The organism is Priestia sp. P1_B12_1 (genome assembly GCF_056406695.1).
In genome coordinates this window covers 149581-172217 of record NZ_JBFTZR010000002.1, presented here as the reverse complement: position 1 = coordinate 172217, position 22637 = coordinate 149581, and the positions used below count along the sequence as shown (strand labels likewise).

The window sequence follows — 22637 nt, the reverse complement described above, 5'->3', positions numbered from 1 at the left end:
ACATTTCCAAATTAATACGCTTACATTTTTTCTTTTTCCATTAAAATCAGCAAAGTTTTCATCGTAGATTCGGCTGCCGAAATAGCCCTTGCTTCAGGGAAGCTCTTAGCAGCCAAATCCGTCAGCACTCTTCCTGGAGCCATTTCAATATATAATCTTGTGCCCATTTCATACATAACTTCCGTCGTATCATGCCAACGAACGGGCAGGGCAACACTCGCAGCCAAGTCTTCCTTAACATCAGCAGCTTTCCATAATTTCCGAGCTTTACAATTACCTATAAAAGGAACGATCGGGTCTTTTCCTTTTACTTCAGTTATTGTTTTTCGTAGTTCACTCGAAACTCCTTCCATAAGAGGACAGTGAGAAGGCACCGTTACATGAAGCATTTTAGTTTTTCTAGCCCCTTTTTTAGATGCTTTTTCAAGAACTTTCTCGATTGCTTTTAAAGTGCCAGAAATCGTCATTTGATCAGGAGCATTTAGATTCGCTACGTACACAGGAGCTGCATCAGTTGCTAGTTCATGTACAATAGAGAGAAGCTGATGCTCGCGAAGTCCCATTACAACCCCCATACCATAACCATCAGGATAAGCATTTTCCATCAGTTCCCCTCTTTTTTTCACAAGAAGAAGAGCTTCTTTAAAAGATAACACTTCAGATGCAACTGCTGCTCCAAACGCCCCTATTGAATGCCCCCCTACTACGTCTGGCGAGTATCCTTTGTTTTTAAACGACCTAGCCGTAGCTACTCCTGCAATAAAAAGACATATCTGAACATTTTTATTATATTTCAATTTTTCTGACGAATCTAACGATAATACGTCTTGATTTAATGCCTCACTTGCTTCTTCAAACGTAGTCGCTAATCCCCATTTATTTTTTATATCATGAAGCATACCAGCATATTGTGCACCTTGTCCTGGAAATAGAAATGCAACACTCATCGTGTTTCTCCTTTCGACTTTATATCATCCAAGGAGATAATGGATAATTTTATTATAAAGAACATAGGATCAATAACTCTAATACATATTTCTTATATATCCTATAACTTGAAATCTATATAAAAAAGAGGTTGGGATATAACTAAATGAATCCAATCTAAAGACGAAAAAATGGGATACATGAGCTCATATGGCTCGCTTGTTTCATCACGGTTGATTTCCGTGCAAGACTTCGCTTTCCGCGTGCGTCCGCTGAGCCTCCTCGTCGCTAAACTTCTGCCGGTCTCACCTATTCCGCTTTTCCCGCAGGAGTCTTCGTCTTGTCCTCCAATCAACCGCTAGAAGCAACTCCATACATAAAATCTACGTTCGTCCTATCAATAAAAAAAACCGAACGAGTTAGATTCTCCATTAAGAATCTAACTCGTTCGGATCTTCAACTAAAGTACTTTTAGCTACAGATGAGCCGGAAAATGCGGAAGCACTTCTTCGCCAAGCTCATGTATAACTTCTTCAGCGGGACGCTTACTATCAAAAAGAGCAAAAAAGAGATGATTAACTCCTATTTCTTTATAAATAGAAAGAAGCTCAATTAATGCATTACGACCTGCTCGAAATCCTAAACGAATTGGCGTTGGCATTTCATTTGGATCTTCTGCCAAATCTAGATGCATAGGTTGCGTAAAAGGTTTAAAAACGCCTGGATGATAGATGTCAACCAGTTTCCTCCATTGTGTAATAGCTTCTGCTTGAAAATGAGGATGACGAGGATAATACATCCAGCCGTCTCCATACTGGGCAAACCACTCTATATTTTGCTGACTGTATCCCGTGATCATCGTTGGAATACGTTTCGTTGGCTTAGGAACCACATTTGCTCCTTGAACAGAACCCAAAGTAGACTGGATAGATGGAAAATCTTGATTTAACGCTGCTTCTAAATAATGAAAAGCCTCTGTAAATCGCTTTCCTCTTTCTTCATGAGGAATACCTAGTCCTCGAAAATCTGCTTGACGGTCTCCAGAAGATACGCCCATAATCAACCGCTCAGGAAAAAGCTGATCAATGGTTGCCATTTCTTTAGCTACACGAAGCGGATGACGCAAAGGCAGCACAATAGCAGATGTACTAAGAGCAATTTCTTTTGTTTGACTGGCAAGGTAAGTCAAATAAATAAGCATATCATAAATTTGACCCGTTGCTGGATCGCCAAATGATGGATCTTGAAGAAGGACATCACGGAACCATAAGCTTGTAAATCCATATTGTTCTGCAAGCTGCGTGAGCTCTACTTGTTTTTCCATCGTAGGCGTGGCATACTGATAATTTTCAAGCGGCATATGCAAACCTAACGTTAACTCATTCTCCTTATACATACGACGATACGCCTTATGATGTTGAAATGCAGTCATTTGCTTCCTCTCCTTTTATAGATAAGAGATCATCGCAAAAGGCGATGCTCTCTTGTTTTATTTTGCTTTTGCTTCTATTGAGCGGCTCCATGCTGTTAATAAGACCGCTCCTAAAACCATAACTCCTCCAATCCAAGGAGTATGAACAAGACCAATCGAATCAACAATCAGGCCGCCTACAAAGGAGCCAATAGCAATTCCAACGTTAAATGCAGCAATATTAAGCGCAGACGCTACATTCACTGCTGAAGGAACATACTTTTCAGCTAAGTTCACGACCAGCACTTGCAGTCCAGGTACGTTCATAAATGCCAATAAGCCCATGGCAAAAATCGTAATCGTTCCCGCTACTTTAAATGATGCAGTAAACGATAAAATAACTAAGATAACGCCTTGAATTAGAAACATCCAAAATAATGCTTTTAACGGGTCTTTATTCGCAGCTTTTCCTCCGATTGTATTTCCGATGGCTACCGCTACACCGTATACCAGCAGTAAGATACTAACCGCGCTTGGTGCATATCCTGTTAGTTTTTCAAGAATAGGTGCTAAATACGTATAGGCTACAAACGTTCCGCCATATCCTAAGGCAGTAATAGCAAACGATAGTAAAAGCGGCCCGTTTTTCAAAATTTTCAATTGATCACTAAACTTTGCCGGCGGCGCTTCTTTTAAGTTTTTAGGCACTAAAAGAGCACTTGCAATAATGGCAATAACCCCAAGTAACGCTACTCCCCAAAATGTTGCTCTCCAGCCGAAAGCTTGTCCGATAAATGTACCAAGCGGAACACCTGTAACCGTTGCAACTGTTAAACCTGTAAACATTAAAGCAATGGCACTTGCCCGCTTATCTTCCGGTACCAAATCAGCAGCGATAGTCGCACCGATAGAAAAGAAAATTCCGTGTGAAAATGCAGTAATAATTCGTGCTATAAGCAGCAGTCCAAAGCTTGTTGATAAAGCTGCTACTGAGTTTCCTACGATAAAAATAACCATTAATAGCATCAACAGTGATTTTCTGCTCATTTTACTTGTTAAAGCTGTTAATACGGGAGCTCCAAATGCCACTCCCATTGCGTATCCTGAAATTAATAACCCTGCTAGTGTAATGGAAATATTTAAATCATCTGCAAGCGATGATAATAAACCTACTGGAACGAACTCTGTAGTTCCAATCCCAAAGGCGCTAATAGCTAGCGCTAATAGCGGCAAAGCACCGCTTTTTTTACTTTGTTGTGTTTGTGAAAGTGTATTCACTTTTTAACGCCTCCTGTTCGTTATAATAACTTCTTTATAATAGTTTCTTTTATGGCTGATTAGCTTAGGTACCTTTCATATATTCGCTAACTCGCCATCAACAATTGTTATTATGAGCGATGTAAAACCAAAGAAAAAGTACCCACTTTCAAGTGATATAGGTACCTGGAGGTTACAATAAGCGTAAATACTAAAGTCATGAGCTATTGGGTATTCTAAAAAAATGCTTACACCTAGAAAATTCTGCTCTATAGTGGTATGATAAACATCAGAAAAAATGCGAAACCATGCATTTAACCGTTATCTCTAGAACAAGGAGAGTTGTTAACGTGAAAAAATATAATATTCCAGTGGAAGCGGCACTAGAAGTCATTGGAGGCAAGTGGAAAGTCGTTATTCTTTGCCACTTAATTAAAGGGACAAAGCGCCCTGGAGAATTAAAAAGAATTATGCCGCGCGTTACACAAAAAGTATTAACGCAGCAGCTTCGTGAACTTGAAGCAGACGGCATCATTGTTAGAAAAATGTACAATGAAATGCCGCCTCGAGTAGAATATTCTTTAACAGATTACGGATGGTCTTTAAAAAGCATTCTTGATTCATTATGCTCTTGGGGAGAACATCATATTGAAAAAACGTATCCTGATAAAGAAGCTGTACTTATGCAGCCTGTAGAAGAAGTCACTGTTTCTAATTAAAAAAGCTGACTAGATAGTCAGCTTTTTCATTGCCTTACTTTCTTTGTTTTTCAGACGATGTACGTATTCAGGAGGAGCCCATATGACAGAACAATCAAAAAAGAAAATTAGTCTTCAAGATGCTATTAAACAGCAGCTTGCTAATAAGAAAAACCAATCTTCAAATAAAGCTAAGAACAGCAGTACTAATCAAGCAACCAAAAAGCTGACAAGTCAACAAACAAAAAAAACGAATAATCAGCGAAAGAGAACAGGTGTATAATGAACGGACAAAATAGAAAAGACGTAGCTCCTGGAATTAAAGTCGACATTGTTTTAAAAGCAGATCAGCGCTCTGGAAAACTGACACATGGAACGGTCAAAGACATTCTGACCAATTCAAGCTTTCACCCTCACGGCATTAAAGTTCGTTTAACAGATGGACAAGTCGGACGTATAAAAGAAATTTACCCAAATTAAAAAAGCATGTATTCTACATGCTTTTTTAATTTATCCTTCAAATAAATCTACTTATCATTTCCTACTTTTGTTAAAATAAAGAAGCACTGTCGTCCCCTTTCTTTCCCTTGGGAATTCACGCAAGGAAAAAAAGGTGGTGGATAGTCTGAGACAAATCCTCAAGTCATTTTTCCTAGATGCTGAGAATGTTCAGCTCCTAACGGCTTACGTCGAGCTTTTAGGAGCCATAGTCGCTCTTATTTTGCTATTTTTCCAGTAGCAAAATAAGTAATCACCGATAAGTATCGTCTAAAAGGTTCTTCATCCATAAGGCTCGTGTGCTGATTGTCTTTAGGGAATGGTGTTTGGCGGCACTTCCCTATAGTAAAAAGACAGCTTCCTTGCAGAAATGGACAAGGTGTAATCAACTACGGCCGATTATGGGTGCGGGACCTTTTTCTTTATTAGTCTATGTCTTTTTTTCCCTTCCCATACACAAAAATAAAAAAACCTCCGAGTTGGCGGTCTCGAAGGTTTTTTCTAGTGAATCGTTTTCGACAAATCCTCATCCGGGCTAACAAGGTTCAGATCTAATAAGATTATGTGATGAATTTCTTCACCTTACAAGCTAAACTTGTCAAAGCTAAGAATTCATTCGCTTGTTAAGAATAACTGAACGTGCGCTCCAGATTGTCATTTTTCCTAGCCTCAGTATATCATACTTGTTGAAAACAGGTAAAAAAAGTGTTCGACAAAGCTTGTCAGCAGCTCTTCACCTATGTCATATTTTTCAAAACAAAAAACATTTTACAAATATGAAGGAATTTCATACTATTAGATAAAAGATAAAACATAGAAGATAGAAGTATTCTGACTTGGAGAGGATTTCAATGAAGCAACCTCAGTTAGAAAAAGAAATTCGAGCCTTACAATCAGATATTTACCAATTAGCTAAGAAAACAAGCAGCTATTCTCAGGGTGAGATTTTAAAATTAAGTCAAAAGCTAGATCAAAAAATTGTTAGTTACCAAAAGCTTTTTAACCATAACAAATAAGAGCCGCGTAGGACTTTCACTTGCTATCCCTCAGGTACCATAAACCTACAAATAAAACAGATATGTTTTATTCGCAATAGGTACATCTCTGCTTCCCTAATTAATAGGGAAGTTTTTTATTTAGAAAATTAAAACCTTCTCCTTTCCTTTGATTAGTTGTCATACAAATTGGGTATTCAATCAGTAGGCCTTAAAACCTATATAAGAAATATAAAGGAGAGAATGCATGATGAGTAATGCTGATACTACCGAAACAAAAAAAGGAGCTGACTTACTAGTAGAAAGTTTGGCAAGTCAGAATGTGCCTTATATTTTTGGCATTCCAGGAGCCAAAATTGATGGCGTATTTGATGTTTTGAAAGAAAAAGGGCCGGAAGTAATTGTTTGCCGCCATGAACAAAATGCTGCGTTTATGGCAGCTGCTATAGGAAGACTGACAGGTACGCCGGGCGTTTGCCTTGTCACATCAGGTCCAGGTGCCGCTAACTTAGCCACTGGCCTTGTCACTGCTACTTCTGAAGGTGATCCAGTGGTAGCCCTAGCAGGAGCCGTTCCAAGAGCAGATCGATTAAAAAAGACGCATCAATCAATGGATAATGAAGGATTATTTAAATCTATCGCCAAATTCAGCGTTGAGGTAGAAGACGCTGCAAACGTTCCAGAAGTGATAACAGACGCCTTTCGCGAAGCTGTTTCTTCTCCTTCAGGAGCATCTTTTGTCAGCTTGCCGCAGGATGTAATGGATAGCGAAACATCAGCTTCCACTCTATCCGTTTTAAAAGCTCCTACGATTGGGGCTGCTAATTTAGACGCTGTTGCCCAAGCTATACACACTATTCGCACAGCAAAACTACCTGTCTTGCTTTTAGGTATGAGAGCAAGTAAATCTAAAGCAGTGGAATCAATCCGTCAGCTTATAGCAGAACATGACCTTCCTGTGGTGGAAACGTTCCAAGGTGCGGGAGCTGTTTCACGAGAGCTTGAAACTCACTTTTTTGGGCGAGTAGGTCTTTTTCGCAATCAGCCTGGAGACGTCTTATTGAAGCATGCTGACGTCGTCTTAACAATCGGATATGACCCAGTTGAATACCCTCCTTCTCTTTGGAACTCAGAAAGTCAAAGAACCATTATTCATTTAGATGATTTACAAGCACAAGCTGACCACCATTATCAGCCGGAAATTGAGTTAGTAGGAGATATTCCAAGCACAATTGACATATTAGCGGATAAACTCCCACATTTAATACGTTCAAAAGAAAGTGCTTCTTTTTTAAAAACACTAAAAAGCAAACTTGAACAACCTGACGATCAGTACGAGTTTTCTAATGACACTCACCTTCATCCCCTACAATTAATTGAAGCTCTGCAGAACTTTGTTGAAGATGATACTACCATCACATGTGACGTTGGTTCGCATTACATATGGATGGCTCGTTATTTTCGTTCCTATGAACCTCAGCATTTACTATTCAGCAACGGTATGCAGACACTAGGTGTTGCTTTGCCTTGGGCCATTTCAGCTGCACTCGTTCGCCCCCATAAAAAAGTTCTGTCCATGTCTGGAGACGGCGGGTTTTTATTTTCAGCTATGGAGCTCGAGACAGCCGTTCGGTTAAACTTACCAATTGTTCACATTATCTGGAACGATCAAACCTACGATATGGTTGGCTTTCAACAGCAGATTAAATATGGCCGAAAATCTGCAGTAGAGTTTGGCAGCGTAGACTTTGTTACGCTTGCTGAAAGTTTTGGTGCCAAAGGATTTAGAGTTAACTCACCAGAAGAATTTCTGGACACTCTAGCAAGCGCTTTTCGTGAACAAGGCCCCGTTATCATTGATGTTCCTGTAGATTATAAAGATAATGAAAAACTAAATACACAGCTACTGCCAGATCAAATTAACTGAAAGGACTGAGTAAAGAATGAGCAATAAAGAAAAATTAACAATTCACCAAACTTCCACTATGATCGCTTTATTAGACGGAGTATTTGACGGTGTTGTCACATACAAGCATTTAGCTAAGAAAGGTGATTTCGGCATCGGTACGTTTAATCAATTGGATGGTGAAATGATTGCCTTTGACGGAGAATTTTATCATATTGCTGATGGAAAAGCCGCACCTATTAGTAAAGATGCAAAAACACCTTTTGCCATTATGACAACCTTTTATGAAGATATCTCTTATCGTGTAGAAAAGGAAATGAATCGTGAACAACTAGAAAGCTTAATGAACGAGCTTATTCCTAGCCCGAATTTATTCTATGCAGTTCGCATTGACGGGAAGTTTAAAGAAGTAAAAACGCGCACGGTTGCAAAGCAAGAGAAGCCCTATCCTTCTATGGTAGATGCGGCTGCTGATCAGCCTACATTTACATCTTCAGATGTAAATGGAACACTAGCAGGTTTTTACACGCCAGAATATTCTTCAGGCATCGGTGTTCCCGGCTACCACCTGCACTTTATTGATGAATATAAAAAAGAAGGGGGACATGTTTTAGATGTCTCCGTTCAGGATGTTACAATTCAAATCTGCAAAAAAACGAAATTAAATCTTAATTTATCGGAAACAAGTGAATTTTTAAATGCTAACTTAGAAGACCATGATGTAGAAGAAGAAATTGCGACCGCTGAATAAACAACGATGCTTTTACTGTAAAAAAACTCTCATCGTTACGCATGACGATGAGAGTTTTTTTATGAACACTTCGTGTATCTTTAAGTTTCCTCCCATTTCTATTAGTAATATAGGTCTCCCATAAAACCACGGAAGAAAACCTAACACAGAATGATACATAAAAAAGAAAGCGTAGTATCATAATTACCATATTGCAACAGCTTTACGCTGCATATAAAAAAGGAGGTTTTTAAGTAATGTTTTCTAAACGGCCTTTATCTGTACTTCTTATCTCGACTTTATCTATGATTATTGCTTTTTCAGTATGGTCTGTCTTCGCACCTATCGCTGCAGATATTCAAGTGATGTATTCATTAACCAATGCTGAAAAAAGTATCTTAATTGCCACTCCCGTCTTATTAGGTTCTCTTATGCGAATTCCGATGGGGATTTTAACAGATCGCTTCGGAGGAAGAAAAGTGTATTCTTTGACGATGCTGGCTCTTCTACTCCCTACCGTTTGTGCAGGCTTTACTCATTCTTATACCATGCTGCTCTTTTGGGCATTTTTTATTGGCATGGGCGGAACAACCTTTGCTATTTCCATTACATATGTCTCTAAATGGTATTCACCTCAAAAGCAAGGTTTTATTTTAGGAATTGCCGGGATGGGCAACTTAGGATCGGCGGTAGCAAGCTTTAGTATTCCACTTATCTTTTCTTCTTTTGGCTTGCCTTGGGTATTTTGGAGTTTAGCAATTGCGGTAGCCTTAATGGCTCTTTTATTATGGGTAGGAACTTCAGACCACCCTTCTGCTGCTTCCCCCAAAACGCTGCAGGAATCTTTATCGGTATTAAAATTTAAAGAAACGTGGTTTTTATCCGTTTTCTATTTTTTAACATTTGGTGGGTTTGTAACGTTCAGCATCTATCTTCCTACCATTTTGCATGATCAATTTAATGCTTCAACTGTAGACAGTGGGCTGAAAACAGCTGTATTTGTCGTACTAGCAACGTTTGTACGGCCTCTTGGAGGATATTTATCGGATGTATTCGGAGCAAAAAAAGTACTTACCTTCGTCTTTACCGGAATGCTACTAATAGGGTTATTTATTGCATTTACCATCACTGCCTTCTCCCTATTTAGCGTAGGTTGCTTACTTGCAGCCATTACTCTTGGTATCGGAAATGGAGCTGTTTTTAAAATGGTTCCATCTGTTTCAACAGGAAATATTGGAGCTGTTACCGGGATCGTAGGAGCATTCGGAGGAATAGGCGGCTTTTTCCCTCCTATTGTGCTAGGCTTTATAAAAGATACAAGCGGAGATTACGTTGTCGGTTTTTCTTTACTAGCGCTTTTTGCCCTATTCTGTCTCTTACTAAATTATTCTGGATTCAAAAAACAAGATGTACGTATTAACCAAAAGCACCTTGCCTGATTCCATTCAAAAAGCCTCTTTTTTCAAGAGGCTTTTTGAATCAGCATTTTTAATAGCTGCTTCTTTTTACAGAAGGGCTAATCTTCACAGCACTTACTTTAAACCCTGGCATCTTACAGGCGGGATCTAATTTTTCAGAAACAAGATTATTAACATTTTGAGAATCCGCCCAGTGAAAAGGAACAAATACGGTATCTGGCCGAATGCCCTCTGAAAATTTGCTTCTTACCACAATCCTTCCATATGAAGATTCAATTTGTACTAATTCTTGATTCGAAATTTCATATTTTTTCGCTGTTGAAGGGTGGATTTCCATAAAAGATTCGAAATTTCTAGCAGATAAAGACGCACTTTTTCGCGTTTGTACACCCGTTAAATAGTGCGACATCACTCTTCCCGTTGTTAAATAGAGAGGATATTTTTCCGTTATTTTTGCTTTAGGTACAATAGCTTGATTCGAGACAGGGACCATCATCGCTTTTCCATCACTATGAGCAAAACGCGTTTCAAACAGGCGCTCGGTTCCTTTATCTGTTAAGCTTCTGCATGGCCATAAAATTCCTTTTTCCTCTCGTAATCGTTCGTACGTAATACCGGAGTAATCAGCGATCCCTCCTTTACTTGCCATTCGCAGTTCATTAAATATTTCTTCAGCTGATGAAAACGAAAAATATTCCTCTTTCCCTAAAACTTTAGCAATTTCACATAGTATTTCCCAGTCGTGTTTGATTTCGCCGCGGCATGGAAAGCTAGCTTCGCGTAATGTAACTCTTCCCTCTACATTTGTCATGGTTCCTTCATCTTCCAAGTAGGAAGATGCTGGTAAGATCAAGTTTGCTAATTTTGCCGTTTCTGATTCAAACATATCTGCTACCACTAGAAATTCAAGCTTTTCAAAAGCCTTCTTAACAAAATTAGCGTTTGGATTTGAAACTGTTGGATTTGAACACATCAAAAACAGCCCTTTAATTTCACCGTCATGAATTTTTTCAATCATCTCATATGCAGAAACACCTTTTCTAGGAAGATCTTTCTCCTCTATGTTCCACACATCTGCTATATACATCCGGTGCTCATGATTTTCGATTGAACGGTAGCCTGGAAGCTGATCCGCTTTTTGACCATGCTCTCGGGCTCCCTGCCCATTTCCTTGACCGGTAATGGCCCCATATCCGCAGCGAGGTTTACCGATTTTCCCAACAGAAAGTAGAATATTCAAAAAATTTTGCACCGCAGCACTTCCGTCTGTTTGCTGCTCTACCCCTCTAGCAGTAAAAATCATTCCCGTTTTTCTTTGACCAAACATACGGGCAGCTTGATACATCTCTTCACGTGGCACTCCCGTTATTTCTTCAATGATATTAAATTCTAAAGACGCCACATATTGAATTACTTCTTCAAATCCATTGACACGTTCTTGTAGAAATCGTTCATCTAGATAATCTTCTTCGATAAGGACCTTCAAGATCCCATTGGCTAATGCCGCGTCGCTCCCCGGTTTAAGTTTCAAGTGTAAATCAGCTATTTTAGTTGTAGCGGTTTCTCTTGGATCAATTGCAATAATAAAAGCTCCGTTTTCTTTTGCTTTCTCAAAATAAGGCATAATCGTTGGCTGACATTCCGCAATATTTGTTCCAGCTAACATAATACATTCAGTAAACGGAATCTCTTGCAAGCTATTCGTAAATCCTCGGTCCATGCCAAATGTTTTACTAGCAGCAGAAGCAGCAGCCGACATACATAAGCGTCCATTGTAATCAATATACTTTGTCTTTAACGCAACTCGAGCGAATTTCCCTAATAAATAAGCTTCTTCATTTGTAATAGAGGCACTTCCATAAACACCTAGCGCATCTGCTCCATTCTTCTCTTGAATCTCTGTAACGTTTTCTTTAATATAGTGAAGAGCTTCTTTCCAAGAAATCTTTACAAACTCTCCGTTTACTTTTAATAAAGGATATTGAATCCGATCTTTATGCAAAGGATGCTGATGCGCATTCATTCCTTTGATACATAACCTTCCTTGAGAAGTAGGGTTATCTGCTCCAATTGTTTTGTACGTTTTCCTTTTTACATGTGTTTGTTCAACTAACTGCATTTTGCACTGCATGCTGCAGTAAGGACACTGAGTATTATAGATACGCTCGGTTTCAACTTGCTTTTGCTGCTCACGAAAATATTTCAATAGCATCTCAGTCATCGTAGGTCACCCTTCTTTCCTATAATAAATATGTGATTGCACGAGAGCGCTCTGAACTGAGCTGCTTCATTAAATACTCTCGATTGTCTATCTCAAACAAAACTTCTCTGACATGAACAATTCCTACTCGTTCGATCCAGCTCCCGACAGTTTCTAAATAGTTTCCCGTTTCACGGTAATATTGAATCAAAGAACAGCTGATTTCTACTGCTTCTTCGTTCGTTTCGGCCACATAAAACAGCTCCCCGCTTCTGGCTTCTGCGCTGCTTCCGCCGACATATATTTCCCATCCTCTGTCTATTCTTCTTAATCCTATATCACTTGTTGTTACATTCTCTGCAATGTGAGAACACGAAGCAATACTGATTTTGATATCACATGGGGTCTTTACATATTCAAGCTGTTTATCTAATTCATTTGATAAAGCAAGAGCAGGTTCATGCTCACAAATACACGTTCCTTTTCCTATATAAACAGATACATTTTTAACTGTACGTTCATATAGCTGCTGAAGTCCTCTATCTATTTCCTCACTTATCAACGGAAGATATTCTTTTTTCACTCCAATGAGTTGAATGCGCTGATCATTTGTTAAACGAATAGTAGAGATGTTGTACTTTTCAGCTGCATTTGCTATGTTCCTTAATTCCTGTACATTTGTCAGACCACCGTGAATTTGCGGTACCACTGCATAAGTCCCATTGTGAAGCAAAACGGCCTGTTCATTCTCCGTAGTAAATAAAGAATGTCGATTGTTTTCATAATGAGGATGCATCATATCTAAATAGTAATGAAGACCGCCTTCACATAACGAACAGCCTTTCATGTCTTTAAACTTTAATATTTCTCTTACTTGCTGAACCGTCTCAAATTGATATTGCTGCATTTCTCTTACCAGCTCATCTTCTGATAAATGTGTACATGTACAAAAGGTTTTTTGTTCAATAATTTCATCAAACTCATCGCTTTGAATATATGTTAAAAGATCTGTTACAAGGGGTTTGCATCCTCCGCATGAACCAGAAGCTTTCGTGCAACTTTTTATTTCATCTACTGTCGTTAAATCATTTTTCTGTACTACTTCAATAATGGCTCCCTTTGTTACACCATTACAGTTGCATACCATATCTGTAAGTGGCATAGAAGCTACTGCATTTTCTTTTGCATGTTGAGAAGGAAATAATTGTACTTTTTCCGCTTGCGACAAATCCTTTTTTTCATTAATCATTTGTGATAGCTTTATAGCCTCACTGGTATCTCCAAAAAGAACAGCTCCCACTATTTTCCCCTCGCGAAAAACGACTTTTTTGTATATACCATCTAACATATTCAAAATCGTAATGGCTTTTGCACCTTGATTTTCCTTGAACTCTCCGACTGAGTAAACGTCTATTCCTGATATTTTTAATTGAGTGGAAAGAACGGACCCGCGATAACCATCGTTTTTTATTTGGCAAAGATGTCGCGCTAAGACTTTTCCTTGTTCGTAGAGAGGAGCAACAAGGCCGTATGTCATCCCTCGATGTTCCGCGCATTCACCTACTGCATAGATATCCGGGATGCTCGTTTCTAAATAATCATTTACGATGATTGCTCTATTTGTTTCTATTCCGCTTTTTTTAGCTAGATTAACATTTGGCCTCACTCCTGTAGCCATTACAACTAAATCAGCTGCAATTTTGCTGCTATCGTTAAATCGGACGCCTTCTGCTCGATTTTCCCCTATAATCTCATCCGTATGTTTATTTAATAGAAAACTCATGCCTTGCTGTTCCAATTCTTCTCTTAACATATTAGATGCTGCTTTGTCTAACTGTCGTTCCATTAAGAAACCCGAATGATGAATAACTTGAACATCCATTCCTAAATTCAATAGCCCTCTAGCAGCTTCCAGTCCTAGCAGGCCTCCTCCAATAACCGCTGCTTTTTTATATTGTTTAGAAATTTTAATCATTTCCTGACAGTCTTCGATGGTACGAAAACCGAGGACACCTTCTTTATCAGACCCTTTAACGGGGAGCATATACGGGCTCGAGCCAGTAGCAAGAATAAGCTTGTCGTACATCGTCTCTCTGTTTTTATCTGTTTTTATTATTTTTCTCTTAGTGTCTATGTGCGTAACGCTTTCTCCTTTAAATAAAGTGATATTATTTTCCTTATACCATGCGAAAGAATGAATATTGATATCTTCAAGCTTTGTACTGCCTTGTAAAACGGTTGATAATAAAATTCGATTATAGTTAACGTGAGGCTCACTTCCAAAAACAGTAATATCAAAACCATCTGGAGAATGAATAAGAATTTCTTCAATACAGCGCATTCCTGCCATTCCATTTCCGATTAATATCAGCTTTTGTTTCGTCATATAAAAACCTCCAACACATAGATTCAGACCGTAAAATATACAGTTTTTATTATTCCATAAACTTCTCTAAAAGAAATGAACCTTGTTATAACTTCTAACATTAAAATCTGTTTAAAGCGTATGAATACGCCGATACCATTCGTTGAAAGCAAGCTTTTATATAGAAGATTAATATGCTTTAAAAAGGGGTAGAAAAAAGGATGCTATGCTTATATCACCTTTCCCTACGCCTTGTAAGTAATCTATATAAAATTTTGTTATCTTCTTTTTGCCTACTATTTATTTATTTTGAAATCAATTATGATAAAAGAAAGAGTCTGAATTGGAGGTTTAAAACATGTCAATAACCGTTCACGCCACTCAGTGGATTCATTTTCAAATTAAATTGTATAACCTTCATTCCAAAACGAGATCGCTTAAAGATCAAAAACTAGAATTACCTCTGCCAGAATTCCATCAAAACCTGATCATATTTACATCTGCAGCTCATCATGGCCTTACGTTTGGATATCAAGCCATACAATGGGATACACCCTATACTTCCTTTCCGATTTACATAGAGCATCAGTCTATTCCATGGTCCACTTTAGAACAACGTTCCCCTAAGCACATAACCGAACATATTACAGCTATTTTCTTAGAGACAATGTTTTATAGACAAAGTCAATTCAAACAATGTCAATTTTGTTTTGAATTTATCATTCCTGAGAGTCTTTTTGACCATACAACCTGTCAAAACTGCGCATCACGACATTTTGGAGTGGTGTATTAATTAACAAACAAAAGCCTGAAGGAGTCAGAAAATCTCTGACTCCTTCAGGCTTTTGTTACATGACTAGCTGAACAAAAAGTGGAATAACGGCAACTGTGACGACGCCTACAATAACAACTGCAATACTTGCCATGGCTGCCTCTACTTCTCCCATTTCAATCCCTACGGCTACTCCTAGCGCATGTCCAGAAGTGCCAAGAGCTAATCCTTTCGAAATTGGATTCTTCACCTTGAATACTTTTAAAAATAAAGCGCCCAGCGCATATACGATGACTGCATTAAAAATAACAGCAAAGGAAGTAATAGCAGGAATACCTCCAATATCTTGAGACAATGGCAGCGCAATCGCTGTTGTAGCTGCTTGTGGAAGCATTGATTTCATCACGACTTCATCCATATGAATACCTTTCGCAATCGCAAAAATAATCGCTACCGAACAAATTGATCCTACCGCAATAGAAGAAAGGATTTGCCACCAGTACTTTTTTAATTTATCAGCTTGTTTATATAAAGGGATGGCAAAAGCAATCGTTGCTGGTTCTAAAAAGAAGCTGATAATTTTTCCGCCGCTACTGTACTCCTCATAAGAAAAGTGACCAATTTTCAAAAAAGCAATCCCGAGTACCATTGCCACAAATAAAGGAGTAAATAAGAAAAACCCTTTTGACTTTTTAAATAAATACGTTCCAATACCGTACGCAGCTAAAGAAACCACGATTCCAAAATACGGATTCATCTTTCCAACCACCTTGTCTCTTTATAATTGATATTAAGCAATGCCCTGTTTTTTTGTTTTTTCACTCATAGCTACATCTTTTATTTCTTCTTTTGCTTTATTATCTTTTGTCATGCCAAGTATAAGCTGTGAAAATAAGCCTGTAACGCCTAACAAAATAATCGTTGCCACGATGATAACTAAACAAATTTGAATGCCGTACTGCTGCATAACACCTAATGAATTCATAACAGAAATACCTGCTGGTACAAATAAAAATCCGATCAAAGAAGTTAAAGCCGTTCCCAGTGATTCAACTTGCTCTAGTTTAATAATCTTCAAGCATAGTGCAAGAAATAACAGCACAAGTCCAATGACTGAAGCAGGCATTGGAAAAGGCAAATGCTCTGCAATAAAATCTGAAATCAACATAATTACGGAAAAAATAAATGCTTGTGTTAAAAAGCCATACACTTTTTTAGCACTCATTTCTTTCACCTCTCTCTGTTTGTTGACTTCATTATATAAAATGAAAACACATTAGAAAGCGTTTTCAAATCAAAGAGTCGAATATTTGTGCTCACTTACAAAAATCGAGCCTTGAAATGCAAAAAACAGCCTGCTAAAATGCATACGCAAGCTGCTTTCTCCTTAAATTCCTAAACGCTTCTTCAATTCTTTAGCATATGTACGGCTGACAGGAACTCGCTCATCGTTTTTCATCACTAAATTATACGTAGAATTAAACCATGGCTGTACCTCGGAAATATGATGTACGTTGACGATATAACCGCGGTGCACACGACTAAACGACTGAGAAGGGAGCTTTTTTTCTAGCATAGCCAGCGTATCAGCAGTATGATAGGATTCGGTTATAGTCTGAATGGTGACTTCTCCTTCTATTAACCCTACAAACAAGATGTCCTCTATATTTACTAACACAATCGAATCGTCTACAGAAATCGCTAACTTTCCAGTTTGAGAAGAAGACTCTCCTATCAATTCTTCTTCTTTCAAAGCGGGATGAGGAACACGCATTTTTTTATATTTATGAATGGCCTGCACCACTCTTTCTTCATCAAAAGGCTTCAAAATGTAATCAATTGCATCTACTTCAAAGGCTTGTAAAGCGTACTGATCGTACGCAGTTGCAAATATAATAGCTGGCGGATTTTTCATTTTTTTAAGCCTTTTAGCAATATCAAAACCGCTGTCATCTGACAGTTGTATATCTAAAAATAATAAATCCGGCTTTTCATCCATCATTTTATCCAACGCCTCTTCGATACTTTCAGCTTCTTCAATGAAGTCTACTTCTTTCGTTCGATGTAATAAATATTTTAATTCATCTCGTGCTAACATTTCATCATCTACTATTAGTACTCGCAGCATATTACATACCCTCGCTTTTTAATTCCATTGGTATAACAAACGAAACCGCTGTTCCTTCTGTTACGTCAAACTCCAGCGTTGTTTCTTTTCCAAATAATCCGTGCAAACGTTGTTTAATATTGTAAAGAGCCGTCCCCGTTCCTTTTTCTGAAAAAACGGGCTGATTGCCAAGCTTTTGTAATCTTTGTGTGTCTATACCTTGTCCATTATCTTTTACCTTTACGTATACATATTTATCTTTTGTCTTAATATGAACTTCTACGCGACAGTGCTTTTGTTTACGCGGAAAGGCGTGCCGAATGGCATTTTCCACAAGCACTTGAAGAATAAATGGCGGAAGCAAGACATCATCTAGCCCTTCTTCAATATACATGTCAATTTCGTATTTATTAGGGAACCTGGCTTGTTCCAGCGATAAGTACGCGTGAACATGATCAAGCTCTTTTGATAACGGAATCAACAGCTGCCTTGCACCTTGCAAATTGGAACGAAAATAAATGCTTAGCTGCAAAAGCAGCTTTCTGGCTTTTTCTACGTCCTGTCTGCACAGCGCCGATATCGTATTAATGGCATTAAATAAAAAATGAGGATTCACCTGAGCCTGTAAAGCTTTAATCTCCGCATCTTTTAGCAATTTACTTCGAAGCTCTGCTTCGCCGAGCTCTAGCTGAGTTGAAAAAAGTTTAGCTAATCCTTCTGCCAGCTCTTCCTCCACTCGGCTTAACCCGCTCGCATCTTTAAAGTACATTTTTAGTGTTCCAATGGTAGTACCGTGAGAAGTAAGCGGCATCACAATGGCGGCATGAAGCGGACAGTCTTTATGCTGACAATCAATTTGTTCTCTCGATTTTGCTTTCATAATTTTTCCTGTCTTCAGCACTTCGTGAGACAGCCCGGTAATCAAACTATGCGAAGGAACGTGATGATCAATTCCTTCCCCTACATGAGCTAAAATTTTGTGCGTATCAGTTAGGGAAACAGCATCCGTACCTGTGAAGCGATGAATAATATTTGCAACATTTTCACATGATTCACTAGTAAGACCCTGACGAAAATGTGGAAGAGTTTGATCCGCGATTAATAATACTTTGTGTGTCTGAAGCGCTCTCATTTGTTCCTCTTGCCGTAAAATGGACTGAATAATAGATAAGAAAATATAGCTTCCTGTGCCATTTACAATAATCATTGGAATAGCAATAATACTCACTAGCGTCCATGCCGAATCAAACGGTTTAGCAAATAATAAAATAATCAGCATCTGAAGCGTTTCCATCGCTATGCCTACAAGTGCAGCAAAGCGCGGTGTAATCGTTCGATGTTTTTTCCGGTAGGCATAGCCGATATATCCAGTTAACACCCCTGCTAAAACGGATGAAACTGCACAGCTAAACGCCGTACTCCCTCCTAACATAAAGCGATGAACGCCAGCAAGTAGTCCTACTCCTAAACCAACAAAAGGACCGCCAAGCAGACCGCCCATTTCCACACCCATAATTCGTGTATTTGCAATCGAGCTTGATGGATCTACTTTTAATAATAAGTCTTCATTGCGAATAATTGTTCCTTGAATTTCAATTCCCGTGTAGTTACTAATAATGCTAAAAAGAGAAAAAATAAAAATAAGTACTGCTTTTCCTTTATACCCTTGCTGTTTGCGGAGAAATTGCCGAAAAACTTTTGTATGTGCCAGCAAAAAACCTAAGATGACAATAACTCCGACTCGTTCTACCATCATAATTAATAAATGAATCATTTCTAGCCACCCTTTGCTGTCTGTTTCTATCTTATATTGTTACACTGATGCTGCTAGAAATCTAGCTTTACAAATAGAAAAAAAGCTGTGCGAATACGTACTGTATTCACACAGCTTGAATTTATGCTTGAACAGGTTTAAAAAATTGAGGCAAGTAATCTTTATGGGCTTCTAGCATCTCATCTACAATTTGCTTAGCTAGTTTATCAGAAGCCACAAGCGGATTAATGGTTAATGCTAAAATAGCTTTATCATAATCTCCGGTCACTGCTGCTTCAGCTGCAATCCGTTCAAATGACTTAATTGTTTGAACAAGACCTCTGACAGGTACAGGAAGGTCGCCGACTGAAATTGGCTTCGGTCCATCTTTTGTAATGATACAGCTTACTTCTACGGCAGAATCAGCAGGAATGCTTGCTATGGCACCATTATTAATAGTGTTTACAGGCTGAATATCGCCTTTATCCGTGTAAATGGATGTAATCAATCGAACGGCTGCATCACTATAATAGGCTCCGCCGCGCTGTTCTAATTGAGGCGGTTTAATGTCTAGATTAGGATCTTTATACAGTTCGAACAGCTCTTTTTCTAACTGTTTTACGACTTCTGCTCTGGTTTCACCTTTTTCATAATTAACGAGCTCTTTTTCTACCATTTCACGCGTTTTATAATAGTACATGTGATATGGACAAGTTAACGCATTTAGGGCTTTTGTAAATTCTGGCTCCCATCCAAGTCCCGCTACATTTTTCACAAAGCTGCTGTTAGTTGGATCACTTAGTAAATCAATAACTTGATCTTTGACGCTTACGCCATCTACATACACATCTAATCCGTAGACCATGTGATTTAAACCAGCAAAATCAATTCGAATGCGAGAGTGATCTACATCAAGTAGCTTAGCAATGCCCATTTCCATTCCAATTGGTACATTACAAAGTCCTACAATCTTTTTAATGTTACTATAGCGGAGCACAGCTTCTGTTACCATACCTGCAGGATTTGTGAAGTTAATCAGCCAAGCTTCTGGACATAACTCTTCAATGTCACGGCAGATATCTAAAATAACCGGAATTGTACGAAGTCCTTTAAATAACCCGCCCGGTCCGTTTGTCTCTTGACCAAGCACCCCGTATTTAAGCGGTATTCTTTCATCTTTTGCTCGGGCGTCTAACAAGCCAACGCGAAATTGAGTCGTTACGAAATCCGCATCTTTTAATGCTTCTCTTCGATCTAACGTTAAATGAACACTAATTGGCAAACCTGATTTTTTCACCATTCGCTTCGCTAAATTCCCAACAATCTCTAGCTTTTCTTTTCCTTCTTCGACGTCTACTAGCCACAGTTCTCGAACTGGAAGTTCATCGTATCGTTTAATAAATCCTTCTATTAGTTCAGGCGTATAGCTTGAACCGCCGCCAATCGTTACAATCTTAATACCTTTTGTCATAGTGTAATCCCCCCGGAAATTTTGATTGCTTCATATAAATCTACAAATTCAGTAGCCATTTCTTTTACCGTCATCGCATTCATTAAATGATCTTGAGCATGAATCATGAGCAGAGAAATTTCTGTGCTTTCTCCTCTAATTTCACCTTGAATTAACGCCGTTTGGATATGATGAGCGGCATTTAATTCTTCTGCAGCTTGTGTAAGCTTTTCACGTGCTTCTAAAAAATCTCCTCTTTTAGCAGCCGCTATCGCTTCCATTGCTGAACTTCTGCCGTTTCCACCGTGTAAGATTAATTTAAAAATATATTCTTGAATGCTTTCCATCCTTTATCCCTCCTCACACAATATCTTTCTTTGTATCACTTGGTACCTCTTCAGCTGCAGGCTGTATACCATTTTCTTCAGTGAATTTTTGTTTATCCCACATTCTAAAGAAAGGATAGTAGATGCAAACAGAGATTCCGATATTAATAGCTTGCATAACTGCACCCGATAATTTCCCTCCTGTTGCCAAATAGCCAGAAATAATTGGAGGCATAGTCCAAGGAACCGCAATACCTGCTGGTTTTGCTACCAGTCCTGTCGACATCGCAATATAGGTTGCTACTACCGTTACAAGAGGGGTAATAATAAACGGAATAAGCATCATTGGATTCATCACCATCGGAAGTCCAAAGATGATCGGCTCATTGATATTAAAAAGAGCTGGTCCTATCCCTAACTTACCAAGCTGCTTCATTTGTTGACTGCGTGCTTTTAAAATCATAGCTACAACTAGAGCTAACGTTGCTCCGCTGCCTCCGATATTGATCCAAATATCAAAGAACTGCTGTGTAAAAATATTTGGTAATGCTTCATGATTAGCAAATGCAATTCGATTTTCATCCATAGCTCCATACCAAATGGGAGCCATAATTCCACCGACAATATTTGCTCCATGAAGTCCACAAGACCACATGAGCATAATAACAAGCTCGGCAACTAGCGTACCCCCTAAACTGCCGCCTAACACACCTAAAGGCTTTCCAAGCAATTCTCCAACGATATTATGCAGACTTCCAAAATGAGTTTGTTCTACTAACAAACGTAAAATCCAAATAAACGCTATTACCGTAAAGCCAGGAATAAGAGCAGCAAACGATTTTCCAACAGCGGGAGGAACTCCATCAGGCATCTTGATGACAAAGTCTTTTTGAATAAACCACCTGTAAATTTCCGTAGAGAGAATCGCGACAATCATTGCTACAAAGAGTCCTTTACTTCCCATTAAAGCGGTTGGAATTCCGCCGTCTACTAAAATAGCTTCTTTGGCTCCACTTGGGAGAAAGGACACTTTATACGGAGTAGCAAGTAAAAAAGCAGCAAGTGAAATAGCCCCTGCGGACAAAGCATCTACTCCGTATTTTTCAGCTAACCGATAGGCTATTCCGAAACAAGCAAGCAGCGCCATAATATCGAATGTAGCTCCAACTGGGTAGGCCATTTTCGTTGCCCATTCTTTTCCGAAAATCCCTGCCATAAAGTCGTTGTAACCTGGTATCGGTAAATTCGACAGTATTAAAAATACTGAACCGATAATAATGAGCGGCATTGTCAGAACAATACCGTCTCGAAGTGCTTGTAAATGGCGTTGACCCGCCATTTTCCCCGCGATAGGCATTACTTTGCTTTCAAGCATACTATTAAATTTGCTCATGTAGTCCACACTCCTATTTTGAAACTAGTTGAACTGCAAATTTTAACACTTGTTCTCCATTACACGTTCCGTAGTGAACAGGATTTATAACGTCAACTGGCACTCCTTTTTCTTCACCTAGCTTCTTAAGCTGCGGCAATAAGTAGCGCACTTGAGGTCCTAATAAAAGTACATCCGCTTGATCAATATGGTTGCGAACAGAGTCACCAGGAACCGCCCAAATTTTATACTCCGTGCTTTGCTCCTGAGCGCTCTTTTCCATTTTTGTTACTAGTAAACTTGTAGACATTCCCGCTGCACAACATAATAGAATATTCATTTGTCATTCCCCCGTTTTTTTATTTTGCTATCTGTTTTGTTGATAGTTTTATCTTAAAATAAAAGCGCTTACATTTATACACAACCTTTTTCCGCTACTAACGGAAAAATTA

General features: G+C 38.7%; 22 protein-coding genes. 8 read left to right on the top strand and 14 right to left on the bottom strand.

The features are described 5' to 3' along the window. Positions 1-20 precede the first annotated feature (20 nt). From mdcH to AC1D0Y_RS06465, 4 genes are all read right to left on the bottom strand, one after another. On the bottom strand, positions 21-947 hold the full coding sequence (gene mdcH / locus AC1D0Y_RS06480; protein ID WP_060744851.1) for a malonate decarboxylase subunit epsilon: 927 nt from the start codon (positions 945-947) through the stop codon (positions 21-23). Between the two features lie 101 nt (positions 948-1048). Further along, on the bottom strand, positions 1049-1282 hold the full coding sequence (locus AC1D0Y_RS06475) for a hypothetical protein (protein ID WP_217599003.1): 234 nt from the start codon (positions 1280-1282) through the stop codon (positions 1049-1051). Positions 1283-1402: 120 nt separating this feature from the next. Next, entirely contained in the window at positions 1403-2359 is a 957-nt protein-coding gene (locus AC1D0Y_RS06470) for an LLM class oxidoreductase (RefSeq protein ID WP_060744850.1), read from the bottom strand. 57 nt (positions 2360-2416) lie between these two features. Further along, complete coding sequence (locus AC1D0Y_RS06465; RefSeq protein ID WP_060744849.1) at positions 2417-3616, bottom strand: MFS transporter; 1200 nt, start codon at positions 3614-3616, stop codon at positions 2417-2419. Between the two features lie 329 nt (positions 3617-3945). Between AC1D0Y_RS06465 and AC1D0Y_RS06460 the strand changes: the two genes are divergently transcribed. The 7 genes from AC1D0Y_RS06460 to AC1D0Y_RS06430 all read left to right on the top strand — a co-directional run bounded on the left by AC1D0Y_RS06460 (position 3946) and on the right by AC1D0Y_RS06430 (position 9861). Further along, positions 3946-4314, top strand: a complete 369-nt coding sequence (locus AC1D0Y_RS06460; protein WP_013055500.1) for a winged helix-turn-helix transcriptional regulator — start codon at positions 3946-3948, stop codon at positions 4312-4314. Positions 4315-4396: 82 nt separating this feature from the next. Beyond that, a complete protein-coding gene (locus AC1D0Y_RS06455) occupies positions 4397-4576 on the top strand; it encodes a hypothetical protein (protein ID WP_060744848.1) in 180 nt (59 codons plus the stop codon). After that, positions 4576-4773 carry a YwbE family protein gene (locus tag AC1D0Y_RS06450; protein WP_028407531.1) on the top strand — a complete coding sequence of 66 codons (198 nt, stop codon included), beginning with the start codon at positions 4576-4578 and terminating at the stop codon, positions 4771-4773. The genes AC1D0Y_RS06455 and AC1D0Y_RS06450 overlap by 1 nt, the downstream gene beginning before the upstream one ends. A gap of 869 nt (positions 4774-5642) precedes the next feature. Continuing rightward, positions 5643-5807, top strand: coding sequence for an aspartyl-phosphate phosphatase Spo0E family protein (locus AC1D0Y_RS06445; protein ID WP_081085186.1), 165 nt, complete (start codon positions 5643-5645; stop codon positions 5805-5807). 226 nt (positions 5808-6033) lie between these two features. Then, entirely contained in the window at positions 6034-7713 is a 1680-nt protein-coding gene (gene alsS / locus AC1D0Y_RS06440) for an acetolactate synthase AlsS (protein WP_081085185.1), read from the top strand. Between the two features lie 16 nt (positions 7714-7729). After that, entirely contained in the window at positions 7730-8443 is a 714-nt protein-coding gene (gene budA / locus AC1D0Y_RS06435) for an acetolactate decarboxylase (protein WP_477707386.1), read from the top strand. A gap of 236 nt (positions 8444-8679) precedes the next feature. Next, positions 8680-9861 (top strand): MFS transporter, encoded by a 1182-nt coding sequence (locus AC1D0Y_RS06430; protein ID WP_060744846.1) that lies wholly within the window; start codon positions 8680-8682, stop codon positions 9859-9861. A gap of 49 nt (positions 9862-9910) precedes the next feature. Here AC1D0Y_RS06430 and nasC read toward each other — a convergent pair whose 3' ends face one another. Both nasC and nirB read right to left on the bottom strand, forming a co-directional pair. Beyond that, positions 9911-12061 carry an assimilatory nitrate reductase catalytic subunit NasC gene (gene nasC / locus AC1D0Y_RS06425; protein WP_060744845.1) on the bottom strand — a complete coding sequence of 717 codons (2151 nt, stop codon included), beginning with the start codon at positions 12059-12061 and terminating at the stop codon, positions 9911-9913. Between the two features lie 19 nt (positions 12062-12080). Then, positions 12081-14426 (bottom strand): nitrite reductase large subunit NirB, encoded by a 2346-nt coding sequence (gene nirB, locus AC1D0Y_RS06420; RefSeq protein ID WP_477707385.1) that lies wholly within the window; start codon positions 14424-14426, stop codon positions 12081-12083. A gap of 337 nt (positions 14427-14763) precedes the next feature. Between nirB and AC1D0Y_RS06415 the strand changes: the two genes are divergently transcribed. Continuing rightward, a complete protein-coding gene (locus tag AC1D0Y_RS06415) occupies positions 14764-15198 on the top strand; it encodes a hypothetical protein (RefSeq protein WP_060744843.1) in 435 nt (144 codons plus the stop codon). A gap of 55 nt (positions 15199-15253) precedes the next feature. On the opposite strand, the gene lrgB is transcribed toward AC1D0Y_RS06415, so the two are convergent. From lrgB to AC1D0Y_RS06375, 8 genes are all read right to left on the bottom strand, one after another. Then, on the bottom strand, positions 15254-15934 hold the full coding sequence (lrgB, locus tag AC1D0Y_RS06410; RefSeq protein WP_050689329.1) for an antiholin-like protein LrgB: 681 nt from the start codon (positions 15932-15934) through the stop codon (positions 15254-15256). Between the two features lie 33 nt (positions 15935-15967). Beyond that, positions 15968-16402: an antiholin-like murein hydrolase modulator LrgA gene (gene lrgA / locus AC1D0Y_RS06405; protein ID WP_028407516.1), complete on the bottom strand. Its 435-nt coding sequence runs from the start codon at positions 16400-16402 to the stop codon at positions 15968-15970. A gap of 162 nt (positions 16403-16564) precedes the next feature. Continuing rightward, complete coding sequence (locus tag AC1D0Y_RS06400) at positions 16565-17305, bottom strand: LytR/AlgR family response regulator transcription factor (protein ID WP_028407515.1); 741 nt, start codon at positions 17303-17305, stop codon at positions 16565-16567. Position 17306: 1 nt separating this feature from the next. Then, positions 17307-19058, bottom strand: coding sequence for a sensor histidine kinase (locus tag AC1D0Y_RS06395; protein WP_028407514.1), 1752 nt, complete (start codon positions 19056-19058; stop codon positions 17307-17309). Positions 19059-19179: 121 nt separating this feature from the next. After that, positions 19180-20508 carry a 6-phospho-beta-glucosidase gene (locus AC1D0Y_RS06390; protein ID WP_028407513.1) on the bottom strand — a complete coding sequence of 443 codons (1329 nt, stop codon included), beginning with the start codon at positions 20506-20508 and terminating at the stop codon, positions 19180-19182. After that, positions 20505-20834 (bottom strand): PTS lactose/cellobiose transporter subunit IIA, encoded by a 330-nt coding sequence (locus AC1D0Y_RS06385; RefSeq protein ID WP_477707384.1) that lies wholly within the window; start codon positions 20832-20834, stop codon positions 20505-20507. The genes AC1D0Y_RS06390 and AC1D0Y_RS06385 overlap by 4 nt, the downstream gene beginning before the upstream one ends. Positions 20835-20847: 13 nt before the next feature. Beyond that, on the bottom strand, positions 20848-22206 hold the full coding sequence (gene celB, locus AC1D0Y_RS06380; RefSeq protein WP_028407511.1) for a PTS cellobiose transporter subunit IIC: 1359 nt from the start codon (positions 22204-22206) through the stop codon (positions 20848-20850). 13 nt (positions 22207-22219) lie between these two features. Further along, positions 22220-22525: a PTS sugar transporter subunit IIB gene (locus AC1D0Y_RS06375; protein WP_013055477.1), complete on the bottom strand. Its 306-nt coding sequence runs from the start codon at positions 22523-22525 to the stop codon at positions 22220-22222. Between the last annotated feature and the right edge of the window lie 112 nt (positions 22526-22637).